Source organism: Allomuricauda sp. CAU 1633 (assembly GCF_017313225.1).
GTDB lineage: Bacteria > Bacteroidota > Bacteroidia > Flavobacteriales > Flavobacteriaceae > Flagellimonas.
The window spans coordinates 1,088,937-1,108,498 of record NZ_JAFLNE010000001.1 but is presented as its reverse complement, the minus strand read 5'-3'; the positions used below and the strand labels follow the sequence as shown (position 1 = coordinate 1,108,498).

Annotated in this window: 17 protein-coding genes; 9 read left to right on the top strand and 8 right to left on the bottom strand. The window is 40.3% G+C overall.

Features of this window, described 5'->3' with window-relative positions; all coding sequences use genetic code 11:
- Positions 1-224 precede the first annotated feature (224 nt).
- Positions 225-2,327, bottom strand: coding sequence for a putative porin (locus J0X14_RS04890; protein ID WP_207096625.1), 2,103 nt, complete (start codon positions 2,325-2,327; stop codon positions 225-227).
- Between the two features lie 149 nt (positions 2,328-2,476).
- On the opposite strand from J0X14_RS04890, the gene J0X14_RS04885 reads away from it, so the two are divergent.
- From J0X14_RS04885 to J0X14_RS04870, 4 genes are all read left to right on the top strand, one after another.
- Positions 2,477-3,073 carry a ribonuclease HII gene (locus tag J0X14_RS04885; protein WP_207096624.1) on the top strand — a complete coding sequence of 199 codons (597 nt, stop codon included), beginning with the start codon at positions 2,477-2,479 and terminating at the stop codon, positions 3,071-3,073.
- A gap of 29 nt (positions 3,074-3,102) precedes the next feature.
- Positions 3,103-5,556 (top strand): ribonuclease HII, encoded by a 2,454-nt coding sequence (locus tag J0X14_RS04880; RefSeq protein ID WP_207096623.1) that lies wholly within the window; start codon positions 3,103-3,105, stop codon positions 5,554-5,556.
- 131 nt (positions 5,557-5,687) lie between these two features.
- Entirely contained in the window at positions 5,688-7,004 is a 1,317-nt protein-coding gene (locus J0X14_RS04875) for an OmpA family protein (RefSeq protein WP_242527913.1), read from the top strand.
- A 16-nt stretch (positions 7,005-7,020) separates the two neighbouring features.
- The gene (locus J0X14_RS04870; RefSeq protein ID WP_207096621.1) at positions 7,021-7,713 is read left to right on the top strand and encodes a hypothetical protein; all 693 of its coding nucleotides are present in this window, start codon (positions 7,021-7,023) and stop codon (positions 7,711-7,713) included.
- 62 nt (positions 7,714-7,775) lie between these two features.
- Here J0X14_RS04870 and J0X14_RS04865 read toward each other — a convergent pair whose 3' ends face one another.
- On the bottom strand, positions 7,776-8,597 hold the full coding sequence (locus J0X14_RS04865) for a hypothetical protein (protein ID WP_207096620.1): 822 nt from the start codon (positions 8,595-8,597) through the stop codon (positions 7,776-7,778).
- A gap of 259 nt (positions 8,598-8,856) precedes the next feature.
- Between J0X14_RS04865 and J0X14_RS04860 the strand changes: the two genes are divergently transcribed.
- Positions 8,857-9,774 (top strand): hypothetical protein, encoded by a 918-nt coding sequence (locus J0X14_RS04860; RefSeq protein WP_207096619.1) that lies wholly within the window; start codon positions 8,857-8,859, stop codon positions 9,772-9,774.
- A gap of 31 nt (positions 9,775-9,805) precedes the next feature.
- Here J0X14_RS04860 and J0X14_RS04855 read toward each other — a convergent pair whose 3' ends face one another.
- From J0X14_RS04855 to J0X14_RS04835, 5 genes are all read right to left on the bottom strand, one after another.
- Positions 9,806-10,393 (bottom strand): hypothetical protein, encoded by a 588-nt coding sequence (locus tag J0X14_RS04855; RefSeq protein WP_207096618.1) that lies wholly within the window; start codon positions 10,391-10,393, stop codon positions 9,806-9,808.
- 284 nt (positions 10,394-10,677) lie between these two features.
- Positions 10,678-11,529, bottom strand: coding sequence for a DUF6624 domain-containing protein (locus tag J0X14_RS04850; protein WP_207096617.1), 852 nt, complete (start codon positions 11,527-11,529; stop codon positions 10,678-10,680).
- Positions 11,530-11,655: 126 nt separating this feature from the next.
- Entirely contained in the window at positions 11,656-12,372 is a 717-nt protein-coding gene (lipB, locus tag J0X14_RS04845) for a lipoyl(octanoyl) transferase LipB (RefSeq protein WP_207096616.1), read from the bottom strand.
- Positions 12,373-12,404: 32 nt separating this feature from the next.
- Positions 12,405-13,145 (bottom strand): hypothetical protein, encoded by a 741-nt coding sequence (locus tag J0X14_RS04840; RefSeq protein ID WP_207096615.1) that lies wholly within the window; start codon positions 13,143-13,145, stop codon positions 12,405-12,407.
- Between the two features lie 5 nt (positions 13,146-13,150).
- Entirely contained in the window at positions 13,151-13,306 is a 156-nt protein-coding gene (locus tag J0X14_RS04835) for a YqaE/Pmp3 family membrane protein (protein WP_106143045.1), read from the bottom strand.
- Positions 13,307-13,397: 91 nt separating this feature from the next.
- Here J0X14_RS04835 and J0X14_RS04830 point away from each other — a divergent pair, with 91 nt between their 5' ends.
- The 4 genes from J0X14_RS04830 (at position 13,398) to J0X14_RS04815 (ending at position 18,328) form a co-directional block, all read left to right on the top strand.
- Positions 13,398-14,447: a response regulator transcription factor gene (locus J0X14_RS04830; protein WP_207096614.1), complete on the top strand. Its 1,050-nt coding sequence runs from the start codon at positions 13,398-13,400 to the stop codon at positions 14,445-14,447.
- Between the two features lie 99 nt (positions 14,448-14,546).
- Positions 14,547-15,089, top strand: a complete 543-nt coding sequence (locus J0X14_RS04825) for a thioredoxin family protein (RefSeq protein WP_207096613.1) — start codon at positions 14,547-14,549, stop codon at positions 15,087-15,089.
- Positions 15,090-15,153: 64 nt separating this feature from the next.
- A complete protein-coding gene (gene lysS / locus J0X14_RS04820; RefSeq protein ID WP_207096612.1) occupies positions 15,154-16,842 on the top strand; it encodes a lysine--tRNA ligase in 1,689 nt (562 codons plus the stop codon).
- A 55-nt stretch (positions 16,843-16,897) separates the two neighbouring features.
- On the top strand, positions 16,898-18,328 hold the full coding sequence (locus J0X14_RS04815; protein ID WP_207096611.1) for an SLC13 family permease: 1,431 nt from the start codon (positions 16,898-16,900) through the stop codon (positions 18,326-18,328).
- Between the two features lie 433 nt (positions 18,329-18,761).
- Here J0X14_RS04815 and J0X14_RS04810 read toward each other — a convergent pair whose 3' ends face one another.
- A complete protein-coding gene (locus J0X14_RS04810) occupies positions 18,762-19,475 on the bottom strand; it encodes a hypothetical protein (protein ID WP_207096610.1) in 714 nt (237 codons plus the stop codon).
- Positions 19,476-19,562 lie beyond the last annotated feature (87 nt).

The following is a 19,562-nucleotide window of genomic DNA, read 5'->3' as shown; positions in this document are numbered from 1 at the left end:
TTACGCTGTCGTTACAATATGTATATGAACTTCTTCACTCTAAAGGAAAAAAAATTGGCCACAATTCGACCAAATCCCCCTCCTTTAACACCCAGCCTTATCAGCTAAGCGGGTGCAAATATAAGCAGGTTATTTTTTCTCCGCAAATAGTTTTGGCTTATTTTTTTTTCAAAAAAAGATAGAAAATTATAAGTGACTGTTTATCAAGCTCAATTTAATTCTTCCTAGGAAAAGAAATTCCAAACCAGCCCAAATCGAATTACAAAATCCCTAAAGGGATAGTTTGGGGCGGAATAATAATTAGGCTCCGAAAAAATGGAATTCAAATGTTCTGCTTTTAGATAAATGCGGGTTTGCCTAACCTTGGCATTGATAAAAACATCCATTAAAGGATAGCCACCGAATTCTTCATTGTTCTGTATATAAAACTCTCCCAATAATGGATTGTAGGCATTCATATTATAGGAAGTGAAATATTTAAAGGTAACTCCAGTCTGCAAAAACATGGCCTTTTTAAAAACATCACTTGAAAAATACAAGGTGTTTCTTGTGACCAACTGAGGCAGGTTCAAGACTTGGTTGTCCTGCGTGACTTCTTGGTACAACACTGTGTTCATCAATGCCCATTTGCGCCATTTAAACTCCTTTGTATATTTTGCCCGTAGATGGTTTATGGTATTGGTTTCTTGAAAGGGTTTTACAAAGGCGGTCTCTTGGGCAGCATCAATCTGCTCTTGGGTGGCTGTGGAAGCAAAATAGGTATAATTGTCAAGCGCACTATATTCTGCTTCAATCTGTCCAAGCCACTTTGAATCAAAACCAAATTTTATGGATTGGGTCTGCTGTTTTTCAAATGCATCAAAATTATACCAGTTAAAATTTCGATAATCGCTTTGATACAGCAAATAGTTAAAATCCGGCATACGGGATGAGATGTGGATGCCCCCGAATACCACGTTGCTGTCATTGATACGATATCTGGCCATGGCATCCAGCCTATTTCCGGTTAGATCTCCTGAAATAGTATAATTGATATTTCCTTCGAGAGACAATCGGCCTAAATTTTTGGAGTACCCGCCGCCAACTGTTATTTCCTCTCCTTCCAGTTTATTTGGAATGGTACCTTCATCCGTAATTAAAATACTGTTGAAGAAATAATTATAGGTATACAGTCCAATACTTCCCGTTACCTTACCTAATGTTCTGTTTGAGAATTCCACACTCCCTTTATTGAACATGGTCTTTAATCTAGCCCTATCCGCTATGGGCGTCACAAAAGGATCTTCACCAAATGCATCATTTAGTCTTGCTTGTTCAAAGTCATAGAACTTGGTTTCATAGTTAAACTCATGACCAATGGCTAATGAGGTGGGGTTTTTATCCGTTGAATCCCTTTTGTGGTTCACCAATTTGTAGTAGTGATCCAAATAATATCGCTTACCCAATATTCTGTTATTGGCATCCGTATAGCGTACATCAATCTTGGAGCGGTCTTCAAAGTCGGGCAAATCTCCTTCAAATTGCTCGCGGTCCAAAAGTCCACCATTCTCCTGTCCTTCAATATCCTGTGCTGCTATATGTGCCCTTAAACCATATCGGTCATTTTGGGTGCTATAATTTAAGGTGGTGCTAAAATTTCCAGACTCCGCCTGTTCATATCTATATTTTCCCAACGACCGAAATCCGTTGTAACCCACAGATAAATTAAGGCGCCTAGAAAGATTAAAGGTTAAAAGCGCATCCAAGAACTGACCCTGTTCCATTGAGGTCTTGAACATCAACTCTGTCATGGGCGTTGGAACATTATAATATTTGATGTCCTCCACTTCAAAGTATCTGGAATGCTTGGCCGTAGCGCCAATCCGGGGATAATATGGATTTTGTGAAAATGTTTTCCCCAACTCATTATACGGTTGTCCCATATTGGCAAAGGGCATCAGCTCAAAATCATCTTCCCTAATGTAATTGTACTTGTATTCTTTTTGAATGGTAAGTGTTGTATCCAGAAAAGTAGTATCCCTAGCATAGTTGACTATCTTGTAATCCTTAATGAAAACAGAATCAACCTTTTTAATCTGCTTGACGTTCTTTATAAATTTTCTATCAGCCAAGGCGGTGGAATCCGAGGCCAAGGAGTCCTTTTGTTTGGTCTTCAAGGAATCCTTTGTTGCCAGCTTTAGGGAATCCCGCTCCTTAAGTTTAACTTTCACGGAGTCCAACGTCTTTACCTTTATTGAGTCCACTTCTTTCTGGGGAGGTAAAGAGTCTTGTTGTGCAAATAAAAATTGACCCAGCAAAAAGAGCAGGGTAAACAGTATCAATCTCATTCCATGGTATTGCTGCGGCAAAGGTATAGGTTTTGTTTCTAAACAAATGTGAAAAGTTTGCCATCAAAAAGCTAACTAAAATCTGGAAACATAGCGCCTTATTTGGCCTTCAACAAAGCAGGTCTTATCTTTCAGCAGTCTTATTAAATATGCTGAAAGACCTCTACAAATATCAAAATGAGGCTGGAACCGATGAAGCGGGCAGGGGCTGCTTGGCAGGTCCGGTTACCGCAGCTGCCATTATTCTACCCGAAGGGTTTGCGAATGATATTTTGAACGATTCCAAGCAATTGTCGGAAATCAAGCGCGATGGTTTACGCCCCATTTTGGAAAAAGAGGCGGTTTGTTTTTCCGTTTGTCATGTTTTTCAGGATGAAATTGATAAGATCAATATTCTAAATGCTTCTTTCCTCGCTATGCACCGCGCTCTAGATGCCATGGAAAAGGCACCCAGTTTTATCTTGGTTGATGGAAACCGCTTTAAACCCTACCCCACCATTGCCCATGAATGTATCATAAAAGGAGATGGTAAGTACATGAGCATTGCTGCGGCCTCCATTTTGGCAAAAACTTATCGGGATGAATACATGGCCAAAATCCACGAAGAATTCCCCATGTACAATTGGAAAAAGAACAAAGGATACCCCACCAAGGAACATCGCGAAGCCATTAGAGAATTTGGCCTTACCAAATACCACAGAAAAAGCTTCAGACAACTCCCAGAACAGTTAACATTGGATATTTAAAAATTCTAACTTTGTGTCAAACTTCAACCATGAGATATAAGGTACTGTTCTTTTTCCTCACACTTTTTATCCTTTCCTGTGAAACCGAGGTCAAGATCAAAGATTCTTTATTGGACCATCTGCCACCCAACCCTGCGTTGGTCATTAAAATCACCAATCTGTCCAATTTTAAAAGTGAGCTAAAAAACAATGCCTTTCTATCAACCACCAAAAGCTTTCCGGTATACAAATCCGTTTTGGAAAAGTTGGACAATTTGGGCCATCTTTCTACAGAGGCCACCTGTCTTTTGGCACTCTACGAAGTGGGCAAAGACAATTATGACTTCGTTCTTATCGCCAAAAAGAGTCCCAACCTTTTTACTATTGATGATGTCAGCAACAAAACTGTGGAAACCCTTCAATATGAGGGTACCCAAATCACCAAATATACCTTGGATGGCAATGAGGTCTTTCAATTGCCGAAAGACAAGGAAGTTATATTGAGTTCTTCCATGCTGTTAATGGAAAATATGGTTCGGACCAAAGGGAGTAATCCGGTGAACCCCACTTTAGAAAAATTATATGAGACCACCGCACCCAATAAATCGGGAACGGTTTTTATGAACCTCAGCGAAAATGCATCACTGTTTTCATTAAAAGATGAGTCTGATACAGATAAACCCTTTTCTGAATGGATTTCTTTGGATTTTACCGCCAATTCTGATGAAGTAACGCTCAATGGAATTGCCATGGCCCCGGACTCCACCAAAAATTTTATTAATCTATTCAAGGGAACCTCGCCGTTGACCAACAAAACACCGGCTCTTGCCCCACTGAATGCACAGGCTGTGGTTTCGTTTACGTTTGATGACTATCAGGTCTTTGCCAAAAACCAAAATACCTATTTAGATCGCGTAAAGCCTGTAGATTCCCTTTTCAATACCATTGAGGAAGTGGGCATCATCTATCTGAACAATCAAAAAGTGGTCTTGCTAAATTCTTACGGAACCGATGGCTTGTTTGAGTTTTTGGATGCTGAAAAGGCCTCTTCAGAGAACTATCAGGGGAGTGAAATTATGGAGTTGCAGAACAAGAATTTTTTAAGCGAAGGGTTCAATCCGCTCGTCACTGATTTTGAGTCGAACTTTTGCGCCATTTTAGAGAACAGTTTTGTTTTTTCCGAAGACAAAACGTCGCTTCAGACCATCATCAGCAACCATAATGGCACCGCTTCGTTCAGCAATGCACCGCTGTACCAAACCGCAAAGGCTCCTTTGGCCAGCGAATCCAGTGTGCTGTTTGTATCGAATGCTTCGGGAATTGAACTTTTTGCCGAGAAAGAATTGACTCCCGACCTTTTTGAATCCATCAAGGAAGCTGATTTGGAAGATTACACCTTCGCAGCTCAAATTGTGGGCGATACGGATTTTGCCCACCTTAACATGTTGGTTTCCAAAATTGAGAAAACCGTTCAGAACAATACCGTCACGCCCCTTTTTACTTTAGAACTGGACACCGATTTGGCGATTGACCCCCAGTTTGTAAAAAACCACCGGACCAACAAGCAGGAAATTGTGGTGCAGGATCAAAACAATGTGCTTTACCTAATTTCCACGGAAGGCAAGGTGTTATGGACCAAACAATTGGAAGGTCGCATACAACCGCCCATACAGCAGATAGACATCTATAAAAACGGTAGGCTTCAATTGGCCTTTAATACCAACGATCAATTTATGATCATTGACCGAAACGGGGATGATGTGCCTCCTTTTAAAATTGATTTTGAGGGCGGAAATCTGAATCCACTAGGGGTTTTTGATTACGATGGCAGCAAGGATTATCGCTTTGTAATTACCCAAGGATCAAAAATCTTTATGTATAACAACAAAGCAAAAATTGTCAGTGGTTTTAAATTTACCGAAGCATCCAGTCCTATTTTGGGCGCGCCCAAACACTTTAGGGTGGGTAATCGGGATTATTTAGTATTTAAGCTGGAGGACAATACCATCAAAATAATGCACCGAGTGGGAACAGACCGAATCAAAGTTGCAGAAAAAATAGATTTCTCCACCAATGAGGCGTTCCTCTACAAAAACAAGATTACCGTAACCAACAAAACCGGGGTCTTGCATCAGATTGACACCAACGGAAAACTCACCGCCACCAATTTTAACCTCAACAAAGACCATGGTATGTATGCCACCAGCAACACCTTGGTTCTTATGGACGACAATGTCTTGAGTATTAAAGGTAAAAAGGTAGAGCTGGATTTGGGCGTGTACTCCAAGCCCAAGATTTTTTATATCTACGATAAGATCTATGTGAGTGTCACCGACATACAAAATCAAAAGATTTATCTCTACGACAGCCAGGCAGAACCCATTCCCAATTTTCCGGTCTATGGAAGTTCCCTCATTGACCTCACCGATATGGACAACGACAGGAAATTGGAGCTGGTAGCCAAAGATCAGGACAACTCCATTATTGTTTACAAAATGAATTAACGGTTTCTTTACTGCGGCTTATACATTGGTTTAAACGAGTTACACATTTTTAGTGATACCTAGGGTTGGTTTTTTGTAATTTGTATGGAATTGCTTTTTAAAAACCACAACTAAAGTACACTATAATGAAAATGTCTAGTAAGACCCTCTTCAGTATGCTTATTATGCTGATTGTAGGTTCCAGCATAAATGCCCAATTTTTTAAAAAATTGACGAAAAAGGCTGAAAATGCCGCTCAACGTACTGTAGAGCGAAGAGTAGAAACTGAAACGAGCAAAAAAACAGATCAGGCCCTGGACAGTATTTTGGAGCCCGGTTCTGGAGGAAAACAAGCTCCTGATGTTGGAAATCAAGGTGGGGATGCCCCTGTCAATACTGGAAATACCCCAAGTGGAAATACAAACGCTGGTGCACCGGCAGCAAGCGGTGAAAAATCAATCACCATCTACAGTAAGTTCGATTATGTCCCTGGTGACAAGCTTCTCTTCTTTGATGATTATGCCAATGATTTTATTGGTGATTTTCCCTCCAAATGGAACACCAATGGTAGTGGCGAAGTGGTCACCGTAGACGATTCGCCACAACGATGGATGGAGTTGTTACCCGGTTACAACACCTATTATATTCCCAATGCACCCAACCTACCGGAAGAGTATACCATTGAATTTGACCTGTTGACCTATGGCATGGACAACAAAACATCTTCAATAGCAGGAATAGGTGTTTTTCTTTCTGACGACCCCAATTTTGATGAAGGACAGAACCATGCTTCGGCTTGGATTCCAGTTGGGCAATACGGTGCTTTTGACATCGGGGTTCGCAATCACATCAAGGGTCAGGGAAGAACCATAAATAATGATATTCGTGCGGATATTAGAAAAGCCGTGCTCAACCAGCCCCATATCTCCATTGCGGTCAACAAATCAAGGTTCAGGTTATGGGTCAATGAAGAAAAGTATGTGGACATTCCACAAATGATTCCCGAAAATACATTGACCACCCTTAAATTCAACGTGAACAACATTAAAGACGGCAAAGAAAAAATCTTCATTTCCAACCTTAAAGTGGCTGAAGGTGGGGTTGATCTCAGAAGAAAACTGCTTGCTGATGGAAAAGTGTCCACCAATGGGATTCTTTTTGATGTGGGTTCAGCCAACATCCAGCCCCAATCCATGGGGATTATCCGACAAATATCCCAGGTACTTCAGCAAGAGCCTTCCATGAAACTCAAGATTGTGGGACATACCGATGCGGATGGTTCCGAAGAAAACAACTTGAAACTTTCAAAAGACCGTGCACAAGCCGTCAAAGACGCCTTGATTTCTGTCTATAGTGTCTCCTCAGATCGTTTGATTTCCGAAGGAAAAGGGGAAAGCGAACCTGTTGGTGACAACAACACCGCAGACGGAAAAGCCCAAAACAGAAGAGTTGAATTCATAAAACAATAACACTATAACATTACACATGAGAAACTATTTTCTAATACTGCTAGCTACTATTTTTTGCTTCACCACTACATCGGCCCAAACCAGTTGTAGTGCATACTACCCCATGGTGGATGGAGCCAGCTTTCAATACACCAACTATGACAAAAAAGGTAAGGAAGACGGCAAACTCAGTTATAAAGTGACCAATGTAAATGGGTCTGGCGACAACATTACTGCCACTATGGTCATGGATATGGAGGACAAAAAAGGCAACACCTATTCATCAGAATATGACATTATCTGCAATGGCAATGTGGTGAAGGTTGATTTTAAATCCTTGATGAACGAGCAAATGTTGGCCCAGATGGGCGATGTTGAAATGGACATTTCTGGAACGGATGTGGAATGGCCCAATAATTTAGGTGTAGGACAAGAGCTCCCAGATGGAAATGTGAACGTTAACATGAAAATGAGTGGGGTGATGAACATGAACATGAATGTGGAGACCATTAACCGAAAAGTGGAAAAAAAGGAGAGCGTGACCACGCCTGCCGGCACATTTGACTGCTTTGTAATCTATAGCGAAACAAAAAGCAAAATGATGATGGCCAACCAAACCTTCCCGTCCCGAGTATGGCTAGCGGAGGGAATAGGCATGGTAAAACAAGAATCGTACAATAAAAAGGGAAATTTGATGAACAGTTCTGTTCTGACACAATTCAGCAAATAAGCACTATCCTATTTAAAAATGAAAAACCGAGGCGATGCCCTCGGTTTTTTTATTGCTACGGATTAAAACCCTTCAATCCCATCTGGCCCTTCTTGCCAATACGAAGTTCGGTGCCATTTGTCCTTAAAATATAAGGCAATCATTGAACGGGTATACGACTCACTTTCATCACCCTCTGAAGCCCATTCATCCTGTGTGATTTCCTGGAACATGACAATTTCATCCTGTCCATCTGCATTAAAATCAATTCCTGTGATGTATCGCGTCCCCGACAGGCCATCCGATCCAAAAAGAACAGTTTCTTTGTTAATTTTAGTGGTCTCTAGATCCATGCGCTCCAAAAAATCGGAGGTAACCAGTAGCACTGGGGAATGCTCATCGAACTGGTTTTCTTGCTGGAAAATGATGGGAACCCCATTTTGGTCTGGAACATCCAATTCCCCGTAGGGATAGAATGTAGCATATTGAAGTCCTACCAAGGAGGCCAAAGATAACTGGGTCAGTTTGCCCTTTTTGATGCCCAAAACCGTAAGGGGTTTGCTCAATGTAAGGGTTTGGATTTGCTTCCCAAATCGGTTTTCCCAATGCTCGGGATTTGATGTGGGTTCAGTTTTCGTCTGGATTTTGATGTCATCCAATTCCAGAAAATAATTCAGTTCATTCCGATTGAGGATGATTTTATCAGTGCCCAGTATAGATTTTGGAAGAATTTGCTCCCACAGGCCATCACTAAGACAGGAAATTAAGGATGAATCCAATTCCCATTGACCCATTTCAGCAGCAATGATAGTATCCAGTTTAAGTCTTTTCTCAAAATTGTCTTGTTGGGCCATTGCACTTGAGATGCCCCACAACAATGCAAACCCTGTCCACAAACTTTTCATATTTCATTTTTAAGGTGTTACGTGAAGGTAGCTGGGCTCAATCCAAAAAATAGAGGCAAATTGATTTATGGGCGGTTTAAATTGATGGATGGGTTTTCCCAAAAAAACAGGAGAATAGGGTTGTCGCGCTTATCGGTTTGTTTATGGAGTTAGCCTTTCCTCAAATAGATTCTGACGTAATCCTTTATAATTCTAGAAAAAGTGTAACATTCAAGTTTGTTCTTTCTCCATATAAGGAATAATCAACATCAAAATAACTATGTTAGTATTTAAAAAGTTTGCGATACTTCTATTTTTAGCTACTCCAATCGTGCTGTGCGCTCAGTCGGAAATAATCTTTAATGGTATACTTTTAGAAGATTCGTTTGAAAAAGTAAAACAAAAAATTACCGAAATATCGGAAACCTCAGATCTCATTTCCATTACCAATCCAACATTTCCATTGGCCAAAGTCCAAGAAGATCATTTTGTCTGCACCAATGTTAAAACAGAAAATGGATTGATTGAAAATGTTGTTTTTACTTTCGCGGATAACAAACTTGCTTATATAGAAGCAAGGGGAAACTCTTATAAAACTTTTACCAGTAAGCGTAAAGATACCGCTCGAACCTATATGGATTATGAGATTTATCTTGAAGATAAATTATTTTTAAAAAAGGAGAATGATATTGCTTGGATCATGACTGAAAACGCGCTACACGTAAACCTATTTACTTGGGAAAATCCATATTTAAAATCTGATGGTACAACAAATACCGATGTCAATCATTCTTCTAAAATCCCTGCATTTCTAAAAATGGGAGCATCCATGAATGATTTAAAACCAGCACTTGATTCCAATAGCGACTTTATTCGTATCGAAGAATTGGATGGTTCTGATCCCAGTGCACAATTACAAATAAATTGTTTTGGTGTCACCTATTTAGGCTTTCCAAGAAAAATAGAAGCTCGCTTTGGAGATAATAAACTTAACGTAGTTTGGATTTTAACCGCGAAAGAGGAAGAAGATAGAATACGTAAGGCTTTAATCAATCAATATGGGAAGCCTATCTTTATAAATGATGATTGGGAAATCTTCAACAATTGGCAAGTTGCTTTAAGAAAAGACAAGCCGGAAGTTTTACTTATGGAAGAGAAAATAGGATTAGACTATAAAACAAGTTATTTTAAACAGTAATTAGCCCCTTTTCCATAACCAAAATGCTCTGTCAGTGTTCCGAATCTTCAATTTTCTTCAATGCATCAAATAGGTTGTCTAAAAACAGTTCTTGTTCAATGTCTTTCGTAAAATATCGCTGATAAAGTACCCCACACGATTCAATCCCTAAAATGTTTTCTTTATTGAAAGACCAATCATCCCCATTTTTCACTATTATCCCCAAACCATCATTGCAGCTTTGCCATAGATTGGAAAACTGGGTTTCTTTGTCCTTGCGCAGTTGATTGAAATCAGCGTAAACGGTAAAACCTTTCATTTCTGAATTAAAGAATTTGGTGATTGAAGTGATTGGTACACCACCCCAGTTTATTGTTTCTCCTTCCGGAAAAGAAATCTGCGTAATGTCACTTTCGTTGAGTGGTCTTTTTTGTTCATGTTTTTCCCAAAAGTAACGTTTTCCATAACTGATCTTTGTGCCCTCTGGCAACAATAGGTTTCTAATGACCATTGGTTTTTCAGTTATAAAATAGGGGTTGTCATCAGGTTTATTAATATCCCCCATGGAAGACATACCATCAACATACACATAAAAGCAACCCATAGCAATGAGCAGTAAAACTACAAGTGCCATCCCCATTCCCCTAGTTTTCATTTGATATAATGCATAGTATTGTTTTTGTAGTACTCCTTTTCAGTGAAGATAGGGCAGCCACAAAAAGAAGATAAAGGGCAATTGATCTATGGCTATTTTAGATTGATGGATGGGGTTTCCGCAAAAAATATAAGGGAGATAAGGTGGTTACATGTATCGTTTAAAGATATGAATCCTTTTAATGATTTATATCGACCGATACCTACCTATAGGCAAAAAGGAGTGAATTTAGGGCAAAATTCATATGTAAAACGAAGGGGCCAATGGATTCACTTATAGGAAACGTAGTTTTCATTGGCATACACCTTAAGAGGAGCTAAGCCTATAGATTTTCTTCGCTCGTCAACTTCAGGTTCTTTTTCAATCGGGTAGAATTTTTTTGTTCCCCTATCTTCAATAATTGCTTGTCCAAATTTTTGTTTTTGATTTGTATTGCGACATATACGGTCATACAACTCGGCATATAAAATAGGTTCTGGCTCCGGTTTAGTAAGCGTACTTTCCAGTAGTTTTAAGCATTTTTTCTGAAAGTCCAAATCATGGGAGTGCTGGGTAATGGCCCAAGCCAACCAAGTACCATCTTTTCCAATCATGCTTTGGGTTGGCCATCCATACTGTTCCAATATTTGATTCAACCGGATCGTATTTTTGTCCACAACAATTTTTTGTTCGTCCCATTTACCAACCAAATCTTGATCATTTTTCCACATTCTTTTTAATTCTTCCCTCAATTTAGGGTGAGATAAGGTTGTTACATATTCATCTTCGGACTTTTGCATCTTCATTTTCAAGGCGTCCCACCTTTTGTCATCATGAAGTTTTTCCAACCGACTGTTTCTTACCCATCTTGCCCAATCATACATTCCTGCATCAATACATTTTTCCAACAAAATGAATGTAGAATCCATTTGATTGGCATTGGCGTACATAATTGCAGCGTAATAATAGTGTTCAAAGTTTTCAGACCCTTTTAATCGAGCACCTTTGGCTATTAAGGCGCCTGCTTTTTTAAAATTTCCGTCGGCCCTTTCCTTTTTACCCTGATAAATAAGTTCGTCCCAAGTCTGTCCAAATGAGTTTAAGCTCAATGAGAAAACAAGTAATAAGAATATTTTTTTCATTTTTGGCACCTTCTACAAAAAAGACGAACGTAATACAGGTCTGTTACATTTTGTCAAACTACAAAAGAAATAAATCAGAAAGGTTTTCAAAAAATAGTGTGAATAAGGGTTTGCTTTACAATGGGGCTAGACTTCCGTCTTCTCCCGCACCAACTCAGCCTCAAAAAGCACTTGAAAATGATGAAGTAACTTCTCTTTTACCTCTTCCATGGCAACTTCTTTTTGGCCCAGTTCCACATTCAATGAAGTAACAGCCTTGTCCTTAATGCCACAAGGAATCATCAAATCAAAATAGCCTAAATCCGTGTTCACGTTCAAGGCAAAACCGTGCATGGTCACCCAACGGCTGGCGCGCACACCCATGGCGCAGATTTTTCGGGCAAAGGGAGTGCCCACATCCAGCCAAACCCCAGTTTCTCCTTCGGAGCGTTCCGCTTTCAGTTCGTATTCCGCCAAGGTACGAATGACCATTTCTTCCAAAAAACGGAGGTATTTGTGGATATCGGTAAAGAAATTGTCCAAATCTAAAATGGGATAGCCCACCACCTGCCCTGGACCATGGTAGGTGATGTCCCCACCTCGGTTGATCTTATAAAACGTGGCTTGTTTTTCTTTCAGGGCCTTTTCATCCACCAATAAATTGGTGATGTCGCCACTTTTCCCCAAAGTATAGACATGGGGGTGTTCCACAAACAAAAAATGATTGGGGGTTTCAAGGTGGGTGCCTTCCCTCCTGTTCTTGATCTTGGCATCCACAATGTTTTGGAACAAGAGTTCTTGGTAATCCCAAGTTTCCTTGTAATCCTTGTGCCCTAAATCCTGTAGCCCAACCTTTTTGTTCATGCTACAAAGATACAAAGCCTTAGGCTGGAAAACTATTCTTCCAGTTCTACCTCAATATCCAACAATTTGGGGTCTTTCATCATTTCCAAAAAGGAGACCTCATAAATCAAGGTCTTGCCGTCGGCACTAAAAGTGGCCTCTTGGGCGGTGGTAGACTTAACTCTTTTGGGAAAATGATATTTTAGGGTGTAGGTAGACCCCGAAAGGAACATTTCCGCCCCTTGAAGACTGTCTATATTCTGCTGGAACAATTCCGGGTCTATGATCGTGGACGTTCTTGAAAAGGTATTGTTAGCAAAGGAGTAGGTCACCTCAGTGGATTGCTCAGACATGGGCATGGGTGTAGCTTGTTCCGGTTGGCTTTTGGGGCCCATTAAACTAGCTTCCCTAAAGGTATTAAAAGCATCGTTCACCTCATTCACATTGGTAAATTCACTAAAGAGGTCAAACTTCATCACCTTTTCCTCAGGATTCATCACCATGTGCATGTTGAAGGGTTCCATTTTTTTTAGTTTTGCTTGTTCTTCCGCAGGAAGCTGGGCAATACTGTCCTTTTTCTCTTCCAATAGATCTTTAAATGAAATTATGGAATCTATCGGTTTTTCGTTCTCCTGTATCATTTGGTCCCCGGCCATTTCCATAAGTTCAGAGCCATCAAAATTTATGGACAGTTTTCCGGAACCGTCTTCCTGTAAATGGATTTCTTCGGTAAAATTGCAGGAATAGACAACCACTGCCGCTAGGGCAAGGATTAAGATTTGGACTTTTTTCATACGCTCTAGTTCGTGTTATTTAAAATGACAAGTGCACCGATAACCCCGGGCACCCATCCACAGAGCGTTAAAAGTAATACAATAACAAAAGAACCACAACCTTTTCCAATTACGGACAAGGGTGGAAAAAGTATGGCCAGCAAGACTCTCCAGAAACTCATGGTACAAATTTTGATTGATGATACTTATTAGTACCTTAATCCACAATTTTGTTACACCAGACCCGTATTTTCTATACTAAATGATTTAATAATGCGGTTTTTTGTCTTTTTTTCGTTTTTCTTGGCCAGTTCCTCCCTTTTTGCGCAATATCGCTTTTCGGGCGAGGTGTCACAAACCAATGCTGGAAACACCATTTATCTTTCCTTGGTAGAGGATTACAGGAAGTCATCACGAATTTATCTTGATCAGATTGTGAAGAAGGCCCAAGTGGATTCTTTAGGTCATTTTCAGTTTGAAGGAAACAATCTTCCTCTTGAAAATCGAATTTACCGCATTCATTTGGACGGTTGTTCAGATTCTTCGGAAGCCAATCACTTTCTGGGACAGTGCAACAACAGCTCGAGTGTTCTCTTCATTGCCAATAACACAGATACGGTTCAATTTCCAACCTCTTTTGAAGACCAATCCCTTTGCTCCATTATCTCCACCAATGCAAAATCGGAAGAGCTCTTGCAAGTGGAGTTCCTAAAAGATGAAATGGCGTTCGATTTTATGGAATATACCAGTGAAGCCAGCAGAAAACTCAATTCTAAAAAATGGTTTGCCACCTTACAGGATTTTGGGAAAACTGCTGAAGAACCTTTGGTTGAACTGTTCGTCTACGATTTCCTATCGGACAAAAGAAACGAAACCTACGCGTACTACCTTCAAGATGTGCCTACCAATCTCTATTATGAAAATCTTTTAAACCGTTTGCAAAGTACATATCCCGAAGCAAGCTTTACCCAACAATACGCTGCAGAAATTGCCACCGATAAAGAACTTGCCACGTTCAACACCCCAAAAACTTGGTATTTAAAATACCTTTTGCAAGTGGCCCTGATTCTTTCGCTTTTGGCCAATGTATATCTGCTCACCTTCCGAAAATTAAATATCAGGGTAAGGGCAAAATCGCTACGCGAAAAACTTACGCCCCAAGAACAGAAAATTGTGCAACATATCCTTCAAGAAAAAAGCAACAAAGAGATTGCCACAGAGCTTTTTGTAAGCTTAAGTACCGTAAAGACGCACATCAACAATCTGTATAAAAAACTAGAGGTTTCCTCCCGAGAAGAAATAGTGCTCCTCTTCAAAAAATAAAAATCAACCTGGGGTCTAGTCCCCATTTCCATCCTGCAAAAGTCCTTCCAAGCCCTGTTTTTATTGAATTTTCGAGCCAAATCTTAAAATCGAAAAATCATGAAACACCTTTTTACAACCCTATTGGTGCTCTGCACAACAGTGGTCTTCGCCCAAGAGTTCAACAAGGAAATTGTGCAAGAAGATGGCAAAAAATTTATGGTAGGAAAAATCAATTTGGAAGGCCTCCATGCGGAACCCTATCAACAATGGTTTCATCAGGGCATGAAAACCTACCCAGTGGACGAAACCTTGGTGAAACTCTTCAAAAAAGACTTGGCGCAATACAACATCAAACTGTTTTTGGGCACGTGGTGCGGGGACAGTAAGCGGGAAACACCCCGTTTCATCAAAATTCTGGAAGCTGCTGATTTTCCCATGGAGCAATTGGAAATCATTGCACTGGACCGTAGAAAAGAACACTACAAAAAAAGTCCGACTGGGGAAGAAAAAGGACTCAACATCATAAAGGTCCCCACTATGGTTTTCTTTAAAAATGGAGCGGAAATCAATCGAATTGTGGAAAGACCCATTGCATCTTTGGAAGAAGACATGGCCCAAATCGTTCAAAACAAGCCCTACATACCCAATTATGCACAATAAGCACGGCTGAGGAATGGAATTAAAGCGCAAAAGTGTAATTTTGCGCTTTAATTTTTTATAGGCTATGCAACTATCGGAACAGGAAATCGTTCGAAGGGAAAAATTGACCAAACTCAGGGAAATGGGTATCAACCCCTATCCCGCAGCATTGTATCCAGTGGATGCCACATCCAAGAGCATCAAGAACAATTTTGAGGAAGGCAAGAAGGTGGTGATTTCCGGTAGATTGATGTCTAGAAGAATTCAGGGAAAAGCTTCTTTTGCGGAGTTGCAGGACAGCGAAGGAAAGATTCAAGTATATTTTAATCGTGATGAAATCTGTCCCGGTGAGGACAAAACCTTATACAACGATGTCTACAAAAAACTGTTGGACATAGGCGACATCATCGGCGTTGAAGGTGAACTGTTCACGACCCAGGTTGGCGAAAAAACCGTGATGGTCAAGAACTTTAGCTTGTTGAGCAAGTCGTTGCGACCACTTCCCTTACCAAAAGTAAATGAAGATGGTAAAGTATACGATGCGTTTAACGACCCAGAGCTTCGCTACCGCCAACGGTATGTGGACTTGGTGGTGAACCCGCATGTAAAGGATACCTTCATCAAACGAACAAAAATCACCAACAGCATCCGTGAGTTTTATAACGAACGGGGCTATTTGGAAGTGGAGACTCCTATTTTACAACCCATCCCCGGAGGGGCAGCTGCACGTCCCTTTTTAACGCACCATAATGCATTGAACATTCCGCTGTATTTGCGGATTGCGAATGAATTGTATCTAAAGCGATTGATTGTAGGTGGTTTTGATGGGGTGTACGAGTTCTCCAAAGATTTCCGTAACGAGGGAATGGACCGCACCCACAATCCCGAGTTTACGGTAATGGAATTGTATGTGGCCTACAAAGACTACAATTGGATGATGGAAACCACCGAAAAGCTTCTTGAAAAAGTGGCTGTTGATGCTACCGGAAGTTCCAAAGTGAAAGTGGGTAATCACGAAATTGAGTTCAAGGCTCCGTATCCAAGGGTTCCCATTTTGGAGGCCATCAAGATTCATACAGGGTACGATGTGTCTGAAATGGACGAAGATCAACTTCGTGAAACAGCCCAAAAACTAAACATTGAAGTGGATGAAACCATGGGTGTTGGTAAATTAATCGATGAGATTTTTGGTGAAAAATGTGAACATCATTACATCCAACCCACTTTCATCACGGATTACCCGAAGGAAATGAGCCCGTTGACCAAAGAACACCGAAGCAATCCAAAACTTACCGAACGTTTTGAGCTGATGGTAAATGGAAAAGAATTGGCGAATGCCTATTCCGAGTTGAACGACCCCATTGATCAACGCGAGCGTTTTGAAGACCAGTTAAAGCTCTCCGAAAAAGGAGATGATGAGGCCATGTTCATCGACCAAGACTTTTTACGCGCTTTGGAATATGGCATGCCCCCAACCTCAGGGATTGGTATTGGAATTGACCGATTGGTGATGTTGATGACCAACAATTCTTCCATTCAAGAGGTATTGTTCTTCCCGCAAATGCGACCCGAAAAGAAAAAAGTGGAACTCACCGAAGAGGAAAAAGCCATTATGGACATTTTAAAACCTGTTGGCCAAATGCCCTTGGCTGAATTGAAAGACAAGGCAGGTCTTAGTGGTAAAAAATGGGATAAAAGCACCAAAAATCTTGTAAAACATGGGGTTTTTGAGGTTGTTAAGAATGATGACGGGCTTTTTGGGCGCATAAAATAAAGAGCGCTACCAACATTTTTATGTTTTCTTAAAAAAGCATAGCTTAGAATCCCAAATGGAACTAAGCAAAAAAATAGGGCTAATTCTTGGGCCCATCGCCTTTCTGATTCTTACATATTTACCCCTGGAACTGGTTTCCGAAAAAGGGGATGCCGTAATTTCTGTTGCGGTATGGATGCTCATCTGGTGGATTACCGAAGCGGTTTCCATCTCCGTTACGGCCCTTATACCTTTGTTGTTATTGCCAATTCTTAAAATATTGCCCATTGCCGAAGTTGGTGCCAATTATGGAAGTCCCATTGTATTTCTATTCTTTGGTGGTTTTGTAATGGCCCTGGCCTTGGAAAAAGTAAATCTCCATCGCCGGATAGCGCTCAACATCATCCGTTTGACTGGAACCACGCCCAATAAGGTCATTTTAGGGTTCATGATTGCCACCGCTTCTTTGAGTATGTGGATCAGCAATACGGCCAGTACAGTGGTCATGCTCCCTATTGCCTTATCTGTTATCAATCTTTTGATCAACGATGAAGATGGTTTCACCAAAAATGACCAGAATTTTGCATTGAGTGTTATGTTGGGAATTGCTTTTTCAGCCAATGCCGGAGGTATTGCCACTGTAATTGGGACACCACCCAACTCGGTTTTGATCGGGCTTTTGGAAAATGAGTACAACACCGAAATCTCCTTTTTAAAATGGATGACATTGGGGCTGCCGTTTTCCATCATCATGATCGCTATTTGTTATTGGGTCTTGGTAAAATGGATGTTTCCCAATCGGGATTTAAAGTTCAATGCTTCCAAGGAGGTCATTCATACAGAGCTTGAAAAATTGGGCCCAACATCAGGAAAAGAAAAAATGGTGCTGGTAATTTTTGGGGTAACAGTATTCCTTTGGATTTTCCGGACATTGATCAATGCCATTTTCCCTTCATTGGGACTTACGGATACCATGATCAGCATTTTTGCTGCCATTGCCCTGTTTTCCATTCCCTATAATATGAGAAAGGGCGATTTTATCATTGAATGGAAGGACACCTCCAAATTGGCTTGGGGCATATTGATTTTATTTGGTGGTGGTTTAGCCTTGGCCCAAGGGATGTCTTCCAGCGGTATTGTGGATATGGTTGCGGATGCCATAGCACAAAGTGAAATCAGCATCCTTCTTACTGCTACTTTGCTGATTTTCTTAATGCTTTTTATGACCGAATTGATGAGCAACGTGGCCTTAGTGGCCGTTTTGGCGCCCGTAGTGGCTGGTATTGCAATCGGGTTGGACATTCCTATCCTCTATTTGCTAATACCCGTAACCATTGCCAGTAGTTGTGCCTTTATGTTGCCGATGGCCACACCGCCAAATGCCATTGTCTTTGCCAGCGGCTATGTAAAGATTGCCCAGATGGCCCGCGTAGGGGTTATTTTGAACCTTATTGCTGTGGGACTATTGATTTTGGTATTCAAGTTTGTGGTTCCGATGTTATTCTAAAATAAATGGCCCTTCCGATTGGAAGGGCCATTGACAAACTAACTAACTCAAAAAAATAGTAAGAAACTAACTCAACTCTACTTTTATATGCTTTTTACACTACAAAGGTAAAACCCTTTACAGTGAAGATTTTCTTAATTAGACTTTTGTTAACGAACCACCTATTGTCATCCGATAACTACTTTCTCAATCCTTTTTAAGATTCAGTGAGAAACTTATAAAAGCTGTTCTCAAATCTTGTAAGATTGATAGCGTTAAAGCCGTTTTATTGCTTTTTACACTTTGCTGGTCAACCATGTTATTTTTTTGTTAACCAACACCTTACCTTAACTGTAACGGAAAAAAATCGACTTTCATATAAAAAGCCCTCCAAAGAGGGCCTTTCATAACTAACTAACTCAAAAATTTGTAAAATGAAAACTAAAACATCCTACTACTCTGTCCCTGCATAAGGGTCAAAACCTTCTGGGAGATACTTAGAAGTATCGAACCCCAAATCTATTTTGTCATCTTCCATGTAATTGATGGAAGTCACCTCCAAAACATTGGTGTAAGGATCAAAACCTTCTGGCAATTCATATTCAGTATCCAAACCAAGTGTAAATTCTACGTCATCCTCAATAAATTGGATAGCGTTCAAATTCACATACACTTCGTAGGGTGAAAATCCTTCTGGAAGGTAATCTTGGGTATTGAAACCTAATTCAACATCCTCTTCTTCTTCCAAATAATTGATGCCATGAACATCCACAACTTGAGTGTAGGGATCAAAACCTTCAGGAAGGTATGACTTAGTGCTAAATCCAAGCTCTTGTTCAACTTCGCTTTCAAGGTATATGATGGAATTCAAATCAAAATAGGTTTTATAAGGATTAAAATCCTTGGGAAGATAGTCGGCGGTATCAAAACCGAGATCAATATCGGTATCTTCCTCAATAAACACTATGTCGTCCAAATTCAGCTCATATGCCCCATCGGACAGGTTGGCTTCATTCCATTCAGCATTGATATTCAATACTGTAAACTCATTTTCCAAGGTACTGGCGGTCTCTGATTTGGTTTCTACGACCGCCGTCCTTTGTTGGTCACTTGCTATGGCGGAACTACTTAAAAGTACACATCCATAAATTAATAATAACTTGTTCATTTTTTGATTGAATTTTGTGATTGATGATATGCTTATAAGACTATTATGAATTTAAAATGTTACACCTTTTAGATTTTTTTCACGAAA